14 protein-coding genes are annotated in these 13,217 nt (G+C 64.1%); 5 read left to right on the plus strand and 9 right to left on the minus strand.

What is annotated here, in order from left to right; translation table 11 throughout:
* Positions 1-231, plus strand: a 231-nt coding sequence (locus BC363_RS07390) for a TOBE-like domain-containing protein (RefSeq protein WP_348272188.1), incomplete at its 5' end; no start/stop codon positions are given.
* A gap of 105 nt (positions 232-336) precedes the next feature.
* On the plus strand, positions 337-1,701 hold the full coding sequence (locus BC363_RS07395; RefSeq protein ID WP_065787481.1) for an FAD-binding oxidoreductase: 1,365 nt from the start codon (positions 337-339) through the stop codon (positions 1,699-1,701).
* A gap of 16 nt (positions 1,702-1,717) precedes the next feature.
* On the opposite strand, the gene BC363_RS07400 is transcribed toward BC363_RS07395, so the two are convergent.
* The 8 genes from BC363_RS07400 to BC363_RS07435 form a co-directional block, all read right to left on the minus strand.
* A complete protein-coding gene (locus BC363_RS07400) occupies positions 1,718-2,224 on the minus strand; it encodes an RES domain-containing protein (protein WP_065787480.1) in 507 nt (168 codons plus the stop codon).
* Entirely contained in the window at positions 2,224-2,595 is a 372-nt protein-coding gene (locus BC363_RS07405; protein WP_065787510.1) for a DUF2384 domain-containing protein, read from the minus strand. The genes BC363_RS07400 and BC363_RS07405 overlap by 1 nt, the downstream gene beginning before the upstream one ends.
* A gap of 61 nt (positions 2,596-2,656) precedes the next feature.
* Positions 2,657-3,454 (minus strand): crotonase/enoyl-CoA hydratase family protein, encoded by a 798-nt coding sequence (locus tag BC363_RS07410; protein WP_065787479.1) that lies wholly within the window; start codon positions 3,452-3,454, stop codon positions 2,657-2,659.
* Positions 3,451-4,320 (minus strand): hydroxymethylglutaryl-CoA lyase, encoded by an 870-nt coding sequence (locus BC363_RS07415; RefSeq protein ID WP_065787478.1) that lies wholly within the window; start codon positions 4,318-4,320, stop codon positions 3,451-3,453. The genes BC363_RS07410 and BC363_RS07415 overlap by 4 nt, the downstream gene beginning before the upstream one ends.
* Positions 4,317-6,305 (minus strand): acetyl/propionyl/methylcrotonyl-CoA carboxylase subunit alpha, encoded by a 1,989-nt coding sequence (locus tag BC363_RS07420; RefSeq protein WP_065787509.1) that lies wholly within the window; start codon positions 6,303-6,305, stop codon positions 4,317-4,319. Before BC363_RS07420 ends, BC363_RS07415 begins: the two co-directional genes overlap by 4 nt.
* Before the next feature lie 16 nt (positions 6,306-6,321).
* Positions 6,322-6,705, minus strand: a complete 384-nt coding sequence (locus BC363_RS07425; RefSeq protein ID WP_065787477.1) for a RidA family protein — start codon at positions 6,703-6,705, stop codon at positions 6,322-6,324.
* Between the two features lie 10 nt (positions 6,706-6,715).
* A complete protein-coding gene (locus BC363_RS07430) occupies positions 6,716-8,323 on the minus strand; it encodes a carboxyl transferase domain-containing protein (protein ID WP_065787476.1) in 1,608 nt (535 codons plus the stop codon).
* Between the two features lie 52 nt (positions 8,324-8,375).
* Positions 8,376-9,539 (minus strand): isovaleryl-CoA dehydrogenase, encoded by a 1,164-nt coding sequence (locus BC363_RS07435; RefSeq protein ID WP_065787475.1) that lies wholly within the window; start codon positions 9,537-9,539, stop codon positions 8,376-8,378.
* A 349-nt stretch (positions 9,540-9,888) separates the two neighbouring features.
* Here BC363_RS07435 and BC363_RS36200 point away from each other — a divergent pair, with 349 nt between their 5' ends.
* Positions 9,889-10,011: a hypothetical protein gene (locus BC363_RS36200; RefSeq protein WP_280137970.1), complete on the plus strand. Its 123-nt coding sequence runs from the start codon at positions 9,889-9,891 to the stop codon at positions 10,009-10,011.
* 103 nt (positions 10,012-10,114) lie between these two features.
* On the opposite strand, the gene BC363_RS07440 is transcribed toward BC363_RS36200, so the two are convergent.
* Positions 10,115-11,065, minus strand: a complete 951-nt coding sequence (locus BC363_RS07440) for a LysR substrate-binding domain-containing protein (RefSeq protein WP_244519816.1) — start codon at positions 11,063-11,065, stop codon at positions 10,115-10,117.
* Here BC363_RS07440 and BC363_RS07445 point away from each other — a divergent pair.
* Positions 11,055-12,218: a four-carbon acid sugar kinase family protein gene (locus tag BC363_RS07445; protein WP_065787473.1), complete on the plus strand. Its 1,164-nt coding sequence runs from the start codon at positions 11,055-11,057 to the stop codon at positions 12,216-12,218. The two genes, BC363_RS07440 and BC363_RS07445, sit on opposite strands and share 11 nt — an antisense overlap.
* On the plus strand, positions 12,215-13,216 hold the full coding sequence (pdxA, locus tag BC363_RS07450) for a 4-hydroxythreonine-4-phosphate dehydrogenase PdxA (RefSeq protein ID WP_141690250.1): 1,002 nt from the start codon (positions 12,215-12,217) through the stop codon (positions 13,214-13,216). The genes BC363_RS07445 and pdxA overlap by 4 nt, the downstream gene beginning before the upstream one ends.
* Position 13,217 lies beyond the last annotated feature (1 nt).

Here is a 13,217-nt window from a genome sequence, read left to right on the forward strand (position 1 = left end):
CGCGTCGCCGGCACCCGCCATCTCGAACTCGACCTCGGCCGCACCCACCCGCATGCCGAAATCGAGCTGCCGCCCGAACGCACCACAACCCAGGACCGCGCCAGGGTCGCCTTCCGGCCGACAAAATGGAAACTGTTCAGGGACGACAAGGCAGTCACCGAGGCGGCAGGCACCGACGCCGAGGCGGAAGCGCAAGTCCAGCCGTTCGAACTGGCGCGCACCGGCACCTGACGGCTTCTCCGCCGTTTACCCTCACCCTGGCTCCAAGCCGTTTCCCGTTTCTGCCGAGATGCGCTACAGCACGTCATGCGGTGGTAGAAGCGGGAGATTTGGCGCATGTCCGTCATTGAAGATCTGAAACAGGCACTCGGCGACGCCGTGCTGATCGGCACGCAGATCGGCGAGCGCTATCGCAGCGACGCAAGTCTTACCGGGCGCTATCTGCCCAAAGCCGTCATTCGCCCAGCGAACACAGAGGAAGTCGCAGCAGCCCTTCGCATCTGCGACGCCCATGGCCAGACCATCGTCGTGCAGGGTGGCCTGACCGGCCTTGCCGGTGGTGCCAACCCGGACGAGGACGCGGTTTCCCTCTCGCTCGAACGCCTCACCGGCATTGAGGAACTCGATCCGCTGGCGGCAACCATGACCGTCCTTGCCGGCACGCCACTTGAGGTCGCCCAGCGCGCCGCCGATGACGCAGGCTTCCTGCTGCCGATCGACCTCGGCGCACGCGGCTCCTGCCAGATCGGTGGCAATCTCGCCACCAATGCCGGCGGCATCCGCGTCATCCGCCATGGCGTCACGCGCGACAATGTGCTGGGGCTGGAAGTCGTGCTTGCCGACGGCACGATCCTCTCGTCGCTCAGCAAGATGATCAAGAACAACACCGGTTACGATCTGCGCCAGTATTTCATCGGTTCCGAAGGCACGCTCGGCGTCATCACCCGCGCCGTCCTGCGGTTGAAGCCGCGACCGTCAGGCCGCCTGACGGCACTCTGTGCGCTTGATAGTTATGATCAGGTCGTCGCCTTGCTGGCGCGGGCGCAGCGAGGACTGCCCGGCCTCTCCGCTTTCGAGGCCATGTGGGAAGATTATTTTCGCTTCAACTGCGAGGCGGAAGGGCAGCGCTTCTTCGAGACATTCCCCGCCTTTGCGGTGATCCTGGAACAGGATGTCCAGGGCGATGACAACGAAGGCGAGGATTTCGAGAACTTCCTCGGCGCCGCGCTTGAAGACGATCTCATCGCCAACGCTCTGATCGCCCAGTCGGAAAAGGAAAGCCGCCTGTTCTGGCAGGTACGCGAGGGCCACGCGATGGACCGCCTGCTGCCGGCGCTGATCAATCTCGACGTCAGCCTGCCCATCGGCGAAATCGGCCGCTTCGCAGCCGAATGTGGCCCCGCACTGGCCGCCCGCTTTCCGCAGGCGCACATCTCCTTCTTCGGTCATGTTGCCGACAGCAATCTGCACATCGCCTTTTCCACGCCCGCAAGCGACGAGAACACACAGCATGCGGTCGACGGCATCGTCTATGACATCGTCGGGCGCTATCGCGGCTCGATCTCCGCCGAACATGGTATCGGCACCCTGAAGCGGGAGTTCCTCGGCCACTCCCGAAGTGCGGCCGAGCTTGAGGTGATGCGCCGGATCAAGCATGCGCTCGATCCGAAGGGCATCCTGAACCCCGGCAAGGTTCTTTGACGCGGACCTATCGGCCTCAGAGCCAGGATGCCGGCGTCTTCGGCAAGCGGCTTTCCGGATCGACCACGGTCAACTCCGCCCCGCCCGCATTCCATCGCCAAAGCGCGACGCAACTGCCGCCCGGCGACATGAAAGACGGATAGATCAGGCCATCGTAACCACGGGTGGCCAGCTCCGCCTGCAGACGATGCGTCGCGGGCACGACGCCTCGATCCAAAACATCGCGCCACTCCTCCCGGTGGATATCCTCGGTGAGGCCAAGATCCGCCAGCAAGGTCGGGTCCATTGTGTCAGCCAAACGCGCATACCGCAGTTCAAGCTGGGCGATCAGGGCGGGATGCTGGACAAAGCCTTGATTATATTCGGCCCAGGCCGTCGATAATTCGCGCGCAGCGTAGATCGTCGGCAGGCCCACCGGGTTCCAGCGACCACCGAAACGCGCGGCACCGTCGCCCGAAAGCGGAGCGTGGGCCCAGCGCGGCACATAGGCGCGCCAGAGGCGCACCGGCTCACTCTCAGACATCAGGCGTAGACACCCGAACGCACGGCCTCGAGATAGGCAAGCACCTTGTCGGCCTTGCCCTCTCCGGCAAGGTCATAAGCGGTCTTGCCAGCCCATCCGGGGATCGGCTGGTGCTTGAACCAGATGACGGCCCGGCTCTCGTCGCCGGCCATTTCGGCAGCCATCGCCAGGATCCGCACGACTTTGCTGAGTGCCGCATCGACCTTGCGCGCGCTCGATTTCGCCGTCAGCGTATTGCGCGCGACGCCGATCAGCTTCGCGAGTTCCGCAAGTGTTACGCCGAGACGATCCGCGACCAGCCGGGCAGACAGGAAGGACGACTGGTCTTCCCCGAAATGCGAGGCAGAGATGTTGAAGCCGACGGCAGACATGGCGAATTCCGATCTCATCTTGATCATCACTCGATCAAAATAGGCTCAAAATCCGCCCAAATCAAGGAAGCGGCGGCTCACGCCACGAGGGCTCGCGACGCTCGAAGAAGGCGGCAACGCCTTCGCGCGCCTCGTCGGACTCCCAGCAATCGGCAAGCTGCTCGATCGTGGCGGCGATGGTCGCTTCGGTGATCGGCTGCCCGAGCGAACGGGCAAGCCGCTTCGCCCGTCCGGTCGCGCCGGGCGCTGTCTGGAGATAGGGTTCGACTTCCGCCGCAATTGCCGCATCCAGCCCATCGGGGGCAACAATTGCCGTCACCAGACCGGCATCCTTCGCTTCCTCGGCGCCAAACAGGCGTGCCGACATGAACAAAGGCCGCGCCCTGCCTTCGCCGATACGGGCGACCACATAGGGGCTGATGGTCGCCGGGATGAGGCCCAGCCCGGTTTCGGTCAGGCCGAACCGCGCATCGGACGACGCGATGACGGCATCGCAGACGCTCATCAAACCGACGCCGCCACCGAAGGCATTGCCGTGCACCCGCGCGATCACCGGCTTGGTAATTTCGTTCAGCGCCTTGAACATCAGCGCCAGACGGGTCGCCTCGGCGATACGCGTCGGCCGGTCCGCATCGAACTGCTCGCGCATCCAGCCAAGATCGCCGCCGGCGCAGAAGCTGCGGCCCTCGGCATCGAGCACCACGACGCGCACGGCGACATCGGCCGACAAGCGCGCTGCCGCCTCAGTCAGCTCGCCGATCATGGTTGCGGAGAGCGCATTGTGCTTCTGCGGCTGCGACAGCGTCAGGCGGGCAACGCCTTTCACATCGACGGAATATCGGATCGATTCGAACATCAGGCAGCACTCCTCAGCGATCGTGCGAAGGCGGCGGCTTCTTCAAGCCTCGCCGCATCGAGCCCGGTTGAAAATCCGCGCCCGGTGACAAAGGCGTTGACCGCCAGTGTATCGACATTGCCGGCCGCACCCGGCGCATAGGGGCAGCCACCGAGGCCGCCGGCCGACGCGTCGAAGACACGCAAGCCGCGCTCGAGCGCGACACCGATATTGACAAGCGCCCGCCCGGACGTGTCGTGAAAATGGCCCGCCAGCTGTCCGGCCGGCACATCCGCCAGCACGGCCGCCAGCATCGCCTCGACAGCCTCCGGCGTACCGCGCCCGATCGTATCGCCGAGGCTGACCTCATAACAACCGAGCCCCATCAATGCGGCGGCGACCCGTGCCGCGCTCTCAGCTGCGATCGCACCCTCATAGGGGCACTCGACAACGCAGCTGACATAGCCCCGCAACGGCACCGCGCTGGCGCGACAGGCTTCGGCAACCGGGCGAAAGCGCTCGATGCTTTCGGCGATCGAACAATTGATGTTCTTCTGCGAAAACGTCTCTGACGCCGAAGCGAAGATCGCCATTTCATCGGCCTTCGCCGCAAGGGCCGCATCAAATCCCTGCATGTTCGGCGTCAGCACGGTGTAGCGTGTGCCCGGCCGGCGCCGGATTCCGGCCATGACCGCCGATGCATCCGCCATCTGCGGCACCCATTTCGGACTGACGAAGCTCGTCACCTCGATGCGCTGATAGCCGCAGTCAGACAGGAGATCGACGAGGCGGATCTTATCGGCGGTATCGACAAGCCGCTTCTCGTTCTGAAGACCGTCGCGCGGCGCCATTTCGACGAGCGTGACATGCTCGGCAGCCGGCCCACTCATTCGTCGCCCTCCGGTTTGAGCACGACGAGGATCGCTCCGGCGCTCACCTGTTCGCCTGGCGACGCCAGCGTGCTCTCGATGACACCGGCGCGCGACGCCGCCAGCGTCAGCTCCATTTTCATCGCCTCCATCACCACCAGCGGCTGGCCTTTCACCACCGTATCACCGGCGCGAACATGGATGAGCTTGACGATGCCGGGCATCGGAGCGGCAAGCTCATCCGCCGCCGTCTCAGCGGAGTGAGCCCCTGCGAGCGCATCGGGAAGGCGCAGAACGAAGGTCTCGCCACTGACGAAAAGCGTGATGGTTTCCTGCTCGCGCAGGAAGCGGAAGGTACGTTGCTCGCCTGAGATTTCCACTCGGGCGCCATCATCCAACCGATCGAGCACCAACACCGGAAAGGTGCTTTCGCCCGCCCGTACCGCGAACTGATCGCGTCCACGCGCTGCGAGCGTGACGACCGATCGCCCGCCGGCATGTTCGATGGCAATGCTTCGATGGGCATCTCCCCAGATCTGCCAATGACCGAGGGACGACCAGGGATCGTCGGATTTCACCGGTTGCAGCACGCCGGTGGAGGCTATGGCCGCCAGTGCCAACGCCTCGTTTCCCGGCACCAAAGGTGTCGTCAGTTGATCGATCGCCCGGTCGATAAGGCCGGTATCCGGCCGCGCGGCGCGAAACTCGGGCTCGGCGGCGAGCCGGGCGAGAAAATCGAGATTGGTGATCGTGCCGCCGATCCGGCAGGCCTTGAGCGCGCTCTCTAGTCGCGCGAGCGCTGACGAGCGGCTTGGCCCATGCACGATCAGCTTGGCAATCAGCGGGTCGTAATAGGGGGCGATGACGTCACCCTGCCGGACGCCGGCATCGACACGCACGCCGTCGCCTGGAAAGTCCAGGGTCGCGAGCCGCCCGGTCGCCGGCAGAAACCCGCGCGTCGGGTCCTCGGCATAGATCCGGGCCTCGAACGACCAACCGTCGATGGCGATTTCGTTCTGCCGCTTGGGCAAGGCCTCGCCGACGGCGGCGCGCAACTGCCACTCGACGAGATCGACGCCGGTGATCGCCTCGGTGACTGGATGCTCCACCTGAAGCCTGGTGTTCATTTCCATGAAATAGAACTGATCGGGCCAGAGCCCGTTGGTGACGTCGGCGATGAACTCGACGGTGCCGGCGCCGACATAGCCGATGGCGCGCGCGGCCTTGACTGCGGCCTCGCCCATGGCGCGGCGAACCTCCGCCGTCATGCCAGGCGCGGGCGCCTCCTCGATCACTTTCTGGTGGCGCCGTTGAAGCGAGCAATCGCGTTCGAACAGATGCAGGATGTTGCCGTGGCGGTCGCCGAAGACCTGGACTTCGATGTGACGCGGCTTGGTCAGGTATTTCTCGATCAGCACCGCGCCGTCGCCGAAGGCGGCTTCGGCTTCGCGGCGCGCTGCTTCAAGGGCCGCGGCAAACTCGTGCGGCTGCTCGACCTTGCGCATGCCTTTGCCGCCGCCGCCGGCGCGCGCCTTGATGAGCACGGGAAAACCGACCTCAGCTGCCCGGTCCGCCAGGAAGAATGGCTCCTGTTCGTCGCCGTGATAGCCGGGCACGACGGGCACGCCGGCCCGCTCCATCAGCGCCTTGGCCGCGTCCTTCAATCCCATCGCGCGAATTGCCCCCGGCGACGGACCGACGAAGGTCATGCCCGCCGCTTCGACCGCCTCGGCAAAATTGGCGTTCTCCGACAGGAAGCCGTAGCCCGGGTGAATGGCATCCGCGTTGGCTGACCTGGCGGCGGCAACGATCCGCTCGATCGAGAGATAGCTTTCGGATGCCGCCGGCGGCCCGATGCGGATTGCTTCGTCGGCCAGCGCCACATGCAAAGCGTCGACGTCGGCGTCGGAATAGACCGCAACGGTGCGGATGCCCAGGCGCCGGGCCGTGCGGATGACGCGGCAGGCGATTTCACCGCGATTGGCAATCAGAAGCTTGGAAAACATCGGCATATGGCCCGCCCTATTGCGCCGCGATCACTTCGACTTCGAGCAACCAGCCGGAATCGAAGATGCCGGCAATCACCACCGTCATCGCCGGCGCAAGCGGGCCGAGATAGTCGGCGCGGGCTGCGCGGTTAGCCATGGTGTGGTGGCGATCGGCGAGAAAGGCCGTCACCTTGACGATATCGGCCTTGCTCATGCCGGCGGCCTTCAATTGCGCATCGATATTCAGCCAGACCTGACGCGCCTGCGCCTCGAAGCCGTCGGGCAGCACGTCGTCCGAATTGAGCGGCACCTGGCCGCTGACGAAAACCAGCCGCTCGAAGTTCTCGAGCCGCACGGCTTGCGAATAGCCGCCACGGGGTTGCGGCGCATTCTTGGCGTTGACGTTTTCGCGCTTCATCGCGATCTCCCTACATTCTGAACAGGCCGAAACGCGTATCTTCTATTGGCGCATTGAGCGCCGCTGACAGTGACAGCCCCAGAACGTCGCGGCTCTTGCGCGGGTCGACGACGCCGTCGTCCCAGAGCCGGGCGGAGGCATAGAGCGGATGGCTCTGGCGCTCGAAGAGGTCAAGAACCGGCTGTCGGAACCTGGCCTCCTCTTCCTCGTTCCAGGGCGTCCCGGCGCGCTTGAGCGCCTCGCCGCGAACCGTCGACAACACGCCTGCGGCCTGTTCGCCGCCCATCACCGAAATCCGGCTGTTGGGCCAGGTCCACAGGAACCGCGGCGAGAAGGCCCGGCCGCACATGCCGTAGTTGCCGGCACCGAACGATCCGCCGACGAGCATGGTGATCTTCGGCACTTGCGCCGTCGCCACGGCCGTCACCAGCTTGGCACCATGCTTGGCGATGCCTTCGGTTTCATATTTGCGGCCAACCATGAAGCCGGTGATATTCTGCAGGAACACCAGCGGGATCTTGCGCTGGGCGCAAAGCTCGACGAAGTGGGCGCCCTTCAAAGCGGATTCCGAGAACAGCACGCCGTTGTTGGCGATGATACCGACCGGAACCCCGTGCACATGCGCGAAACCGCAGACGAGCGTGGTGCCGTAGCGCGCCTTGAACTCGTCGAAGCGGGAACCGTCGACAAGACGGGCGATGACTTCGCGGATGTCGTAGGGCGTGCGCAGATCCGCCGGCACGATGCCGGCGATCTCCTGCGGATCGTAAAGCGGCGGCTCCGGGCTTTGCAATTCCACCGACGTCGGCTTGCGGCGGTTGAGCGCGGCGACCGCACGGCGGGCAAGCGCCAGCGCATGCGCATCATCGCGCGCCATATGATCGGCGACACCGGAAAGGCGCGTGTGCACGTCCGCGCCACCAAGATCCTCGGCCGAGACCACTTCGCCGGTCGCCGCGCGCACCAGCGGCGGGCCGGCGAGGAAGATCGTGCCCTGACCCTCGACGATGATGGTTTCGTCCGACATGGCCGGCACATAGGCGCCCCCTGCGGTGCACGATCCCATGACCACGGCGATCTGCGGAATTCCTGATGCTGACATGTTGGCCTGGTTGTAGAAGATCCGGCCGAAATGCTCCCGGTCGGGAAAGACCTCGTCCTGGTTCGGCAGGTTGGCACCGCCGGAATCGACCAGATAGATGCACGGCAATTGGTTCTCGGCGGCGATCTCCTGCGCCCGCAGATGTTTCTTGACCGTCATCGGATAATAGGTCCCGCCTTTGACGGTCGGGTCGTTGCAGACGATCATGCATTCGCGGCCGGACACCCGGCCGATGCCGGTGATGAGGCCCGCCGCCGGCGCATCGCCGTTATACATGCCGTGGGCGGCCGTCGAGCCGATTTCGAGGAACGGCGTCGCGGGATCGATCAGAGAGGCGACCCGGTCGCGCGGCAGGAGTTTGCCGCGGCTGACATGGCGCTCGCGTGCCGTCTCGCCACCGCCGCCGGCCGCCAGCTTGACCGCGTCCTCCACGGTCGTAATCGCCTCAGCCATCGCCGCCTGATTGGCCTTGAACGGGTCTGATGAGGGCGAGATGTGGGATTTCAGAACAGTCATGAAGTCCTCATTGATCGAGCCTGATTGCGGCGTCAGCCACCCGCTCGGGCGTCTATCTGGTCTCGGTGAACAGTTCGCGGCCAATCAGCATGCGGCGGATTTCGCTGGTTCCGGCGCCGATCTCATAGAGCTTGGCATCGCGCAGCAGCCGGCCAGCCGGGTAGTCGTTGGTGTAACCATTGCCGCCGAGCGCCTGGATTGCCTCCAGCGCCAGCGCTGTTGCCTTCTCCGCCGCATAGAGGATGCAGCCGGCCGCATCCTTGCGCGTGGCCTCGCCGCGGTCACAAGCGCCTGCCACCGCGTAGACATAGGCACGTGCTGCATTCGCCGTCACATACATGTCAGCAAGCTTGCCCTGCATGAGCTGGAACTCGCCGATCGCCTGGCCGAACTGCTTGCGCTCGTGGAGATAGGGGACGACAACGTCGAGGCAAGCCGCCATGATGCCAAGCGGCCCGGCGGACAGGACGACACGCTCGTAGTCCAAGCCGGACATCAGCACGCGGACGCCGCCGCCTTCATCGCCGAGGACGTTTTCCGCCGGCACCTCGCAATCGCGGAAGATCAGCTCGCAGGTGTTGGAACCGCGCATGCCGAGCTTGTCGAGCTTCTGGCCGGTGGAAAAGCCGGCAAAGCCCTTTTCGACGAGGAAGGCGGTAATCCCGCGCGGGCCGGCACCTGGATCCGTCTTGGCATAGACGACCAGCACGTCCGCATCCGGTCCGTTGGTGATCCACATCTTGCCGCCATTGAGGACGTAGCGATCGGCGCGTTTCTCGGCCCGAAGCGTCATGGAAACGACGTCGGACCCCGCACCCGGTTCGGACATGGCGAGCGCGCCGACATGTTCGCCTGAAATCAGCTTCGGCAGGTAGCGCACCTTCTGCGCCTCGTTGCCGTTGCGGCTGATCTGGTTGACGCAGAGATTGGAATGCGCGCCGTAGCTCAAGCCCACGGAAGCGGATGCGCGACTGATTTCTTCCATGGCGACGCAATGGGCGAGATAGCCCATTCCCGCACCGCCATAGGCCTCGTCGGCGGTGATGCCGAGCAGGCCGAGATCTCCCATCTCACGCCAGAGCGGCGTCGGGAAAGCGTTGCTGCGATCGGTTTCCGCCGCCAGCGGCGCGATACGTTCGGCCGCAAAGCGGTGCACGCTGTCGCGCAATGCATCAATGTCTTCGCCGAGCGCGAAGCTCAATCCGCCCTGAAACATCTCTCGTCTCCTCCCCTCGACCCCGTCCATGATCTCCTCACCACCGACCGGGCCGTCTGCGCTCCATCCTCTACGCGCAACGCGGCGATTGCAATGATATCAACGCCGCGATGTCGAGCGACGATAACACCGCGTCCCGCTAATTTCCTTCCAAAGAGGAAATCCGGGAAGCACGATCTGCAAAGTTCGGGAGCATTTGGCGATGCATCCGCTGCGCGAACCCGTTTCAGCCGATGAGGCTGGCAACATCTCAAACGTCGCCATGGATTCGTGGGCGGCGCGCTCTACTTGCGCGGCCAGATCTCTTGCTCGGCGAGCGTTGCAAGCAGAGTGAAAATTGGAGCTCGCCATGAAGCGCTTACGTCCCACCCGTTTTCACGGGTACGATTTCAGCCTCATGTTTGTGGCTGCCGGGTTTACGCTCGCAATTGCGATCATCGTCTACGGTTCATTGTTCGGCCGCATCCTTTAGCAAGGCGCGCCGGCTCGAACTGCTCCTGCGTCCTATAGACGTATCGGCCACAATGCGCCGTATGCCATGGCCGCTTCGCCGATAGCGCAGACCGCAGGTCGGCTTATGCGATCTGTGCCTGCAGCCAGGCTTTGAACAGCAAGACTTGCGGAGCTTCGGGGATCAACGCCGATTGGATGAGGCCATACTCGGACCCATCGGGCGTGAAGCCCATTGGTGCGACCAGCCGCTCGTTGCGGATGTCGTCCGTTGCGATGACCCTCGGGCACATCGCCACACCAAGGCCACCGGCGGCCGCTTCCGCCATGAGGAAATGGTGATCCATAAAGCGTGTGGAGCGCGGCTTTGGCGCGTCCGGGTTGGCGTGCGCCCATTTGTTCCAGGCGTCGGGCCTGGTCTTTGAGGCAAGCGCGATATAATCCCCCACGCGAAATCGCTCGACCATGCCGGCTTGCATGACCGGCCCGACCTCTTCCCTCATCAGCCTTGTGACCAGGCAACGCGGGTCGACGGCAAAATCCAAACGGCGGATGGCAAGTGTCACGCGGTCGCGGGTGAAATCGAACGCCCCGCCACCGACGGCCAGATGCAAATCGACGTCCGGATGCCGGTCCTGAAAATCGGCGAGCCGAGGAATCAGCCAACGCATCGCCAAGGATCGCTCGCAAGAGACCAGGACCGGCTGCGCCGGCTTTGCGCTGCGGATTTCATCGAGGGTCGAGGAAACGAGTGCGAGCGCCCGGGTCGTCGCCTGGGCCAGCTTCTCTCCATCCGAGGTCAAGCGCAGTCCCCGACCGTGCGCCTCCAGAAGCTCCAGACCAAGGTCGCCCGCAAGCTTGGAAACACGGCGGCTGACGGCGCCATGCGTAAGGTTCAGCTCTGTGGCTGCTGCACGCACTGAACCCAGGCGCGCCACGACCTCGAAGGCGCGCAGATCATCCAGAGAAGGAATATCAGAGCGTTGCATTGGTGATGATTTATCACCAATACAGGTCAGATCATATCGCTTTTTTCCAACGTCTATGGACATTAGCTTTGCGGCCATGGAAAACATTGGTGAAATTTTCAACCGCATCGGCGTCATCGCCGACGACCTCACAAGTGCGGCGGACGGGGCGAGCCCGTTCCTGACTCGGGGCCACAAGCCGTGCATCTACCGCCGCGCAGCAGCGGTCGACGATGCGGCCGTCGTATCAGTCGATACCGGCAGCCGCAGCATGACGGAGACCAATGCTGCGGACGCGACAAGAAGAGCCGTCTCGGCGTTTGATAGAGATCGTACCCTCTACAAGACCATGGACTCGACGTTACGCGGCCACGTCAGGGCGGAGATTCTCGCGGCCTTCCAGGCAAGTCGGCGGATGCGGCTGGTGGTCGCCCCGGCCTTTCCGGCTGCAGGACGCACGACGGCCGGAGCGATCCAGTTGCTTGATGGAAGGCCCGTTGCGGATACCGGATACGCTCAGGATCCGATCCACCCCGCACACACATCCTGCATCCGCGACCTCGTCGACCCGGCACTGGGGGTCCCTGCCCTGCTAACGGTCGAGATGAGTGACGCGGAGGTTCGTGCGGCGGCTGCGAGTACCCGCGTCGTCATTGTCGATGCCGACAGCCAGGAAAAACTGAATCAAAGAGTGGCGTGTCTCGCGCAGATGGAGCCGGCACTGTGGGTCGGCTCCCCCGGCATGGCCCTGGCGCTTGCCAGCCTGACGGCGCACGCAACATTCACCGGACCTGAGACGCCAGCCTCGCCAATACGACGCGTTCTCATCGTCGTTGGAAGCGCAAACAGGACCAGCCACGAACAATGCCGCGCGCTTGGCGCAGGCGGCGTCGCCATCGCCAGCCGGGCATCCGACATAACCGAACAGGCTCAGATCGCCTGTCTCCAAGCGCCGGTTTCGCGCGAGACCGATGCAGGGAGGGTGCTGCCCAGGCTCATCGACGAGGCCAATGCAACGCTCCGACAGCAGCGCTTCGACGCTGTGATCGCCTCCGGCGGCGAAACCATGGACGCCCTTTTGCAGCGCCTTTCCATCAAAAGCTTCAATCTCACCGGGGAACTCGAACCGGGATTTCCCGCCGGATACGCGATGCGCGAACCAGAGCAACCGCTCGTCATCGCTTTGAAGGCCGGGGGCTTCGGCACAGCGGCGACGCTCCTGAATGCGGCACGACAACTTTCAAACGGATCACGTCCATGAACCACGCTGAACGCCCCATCGCCATCACCATGGGCGATCCTTCAGGCATCGGTCCCGAAATCATCGCCAAAGCATTGCGCAACAGGGGGAACAATCGACGCTGCCTCGTGGTCGGCGACCCACTCATCATGCGGCATGCCCTTGCGGAGATCGACGCCACAACCCGCCTCAACCCTGTTCAAGACCTTCAGGCGGCAGTGTTTGCGGATGGGATCGTCAACCTGATTGCTTCATCTTCGCTCGACGCGCTGCCTCCGGTCGGAACAGTCAATCGGGTCAGCGGCAAGGCTGCCTATGACGCGATCGCGCGGGCGATCGATCTGGCCGAGACGGGTACTGTTGCTGGCATTGTTACGGCGCCAATCCACAAGGAAGCTCTTGCCGCCGCGGGCATCAGCCACCCCGGCCATACGGAGATCCTTGCCGAGCGGGCCGGCGCAACACGTGTTGCGATGATGCTTGCGAATGAAGATATTCGAACGGTTCTCGTCACCATCCACTGTTCCCTTCTGGAGGCGATACGACGGGTGGATTTCGATGCCGAGCTATCAGCGATCCGGCTCGCACATCAAGGTGGGCGGGCGCTCGGCATAAGAGCGCCGCGGATCGCAGTCGCCGGCCTCAACCCTCATGCAGGAGAACGTGGCCTGTTCGGCGACGAGGAGACCACCATCATCGCACCGGCGATCGAAGCCGCGCGACGAGAAGGCATCGATGCGAGCGGCCCATGGCCTGGCGACACCGTCTTCATGCAGGCGCGAAACGGCCGGTTCGACGTGGTGGTCGCGCAGTATCACGATCAGGGGCTCATACCCGTCAAGTATCTGGGACTGGAGAAGGGCGTGAACATCACGCTCGGTCTCCCGTTCGTCCGCACCAGCCCCGATCACGGAACCGCCTTCGACATCGCCGGACGCGGGATCGCAGACCCGTCGAGCCTCGAAACCGCAATCGACTATGCCGTGCGCCTCGCAACTGCGGCGCACGAACAGGAGTGAC

Origin of the sequence: Ensifer sp. LC384, from assembly GCF_001695865.1 — a bacterium.
Lineage (GTDB): Bacteria > Pseudomonadota > Alphaproteobacteria > Rhizobiales > Rhizobiaceae > Ensifer.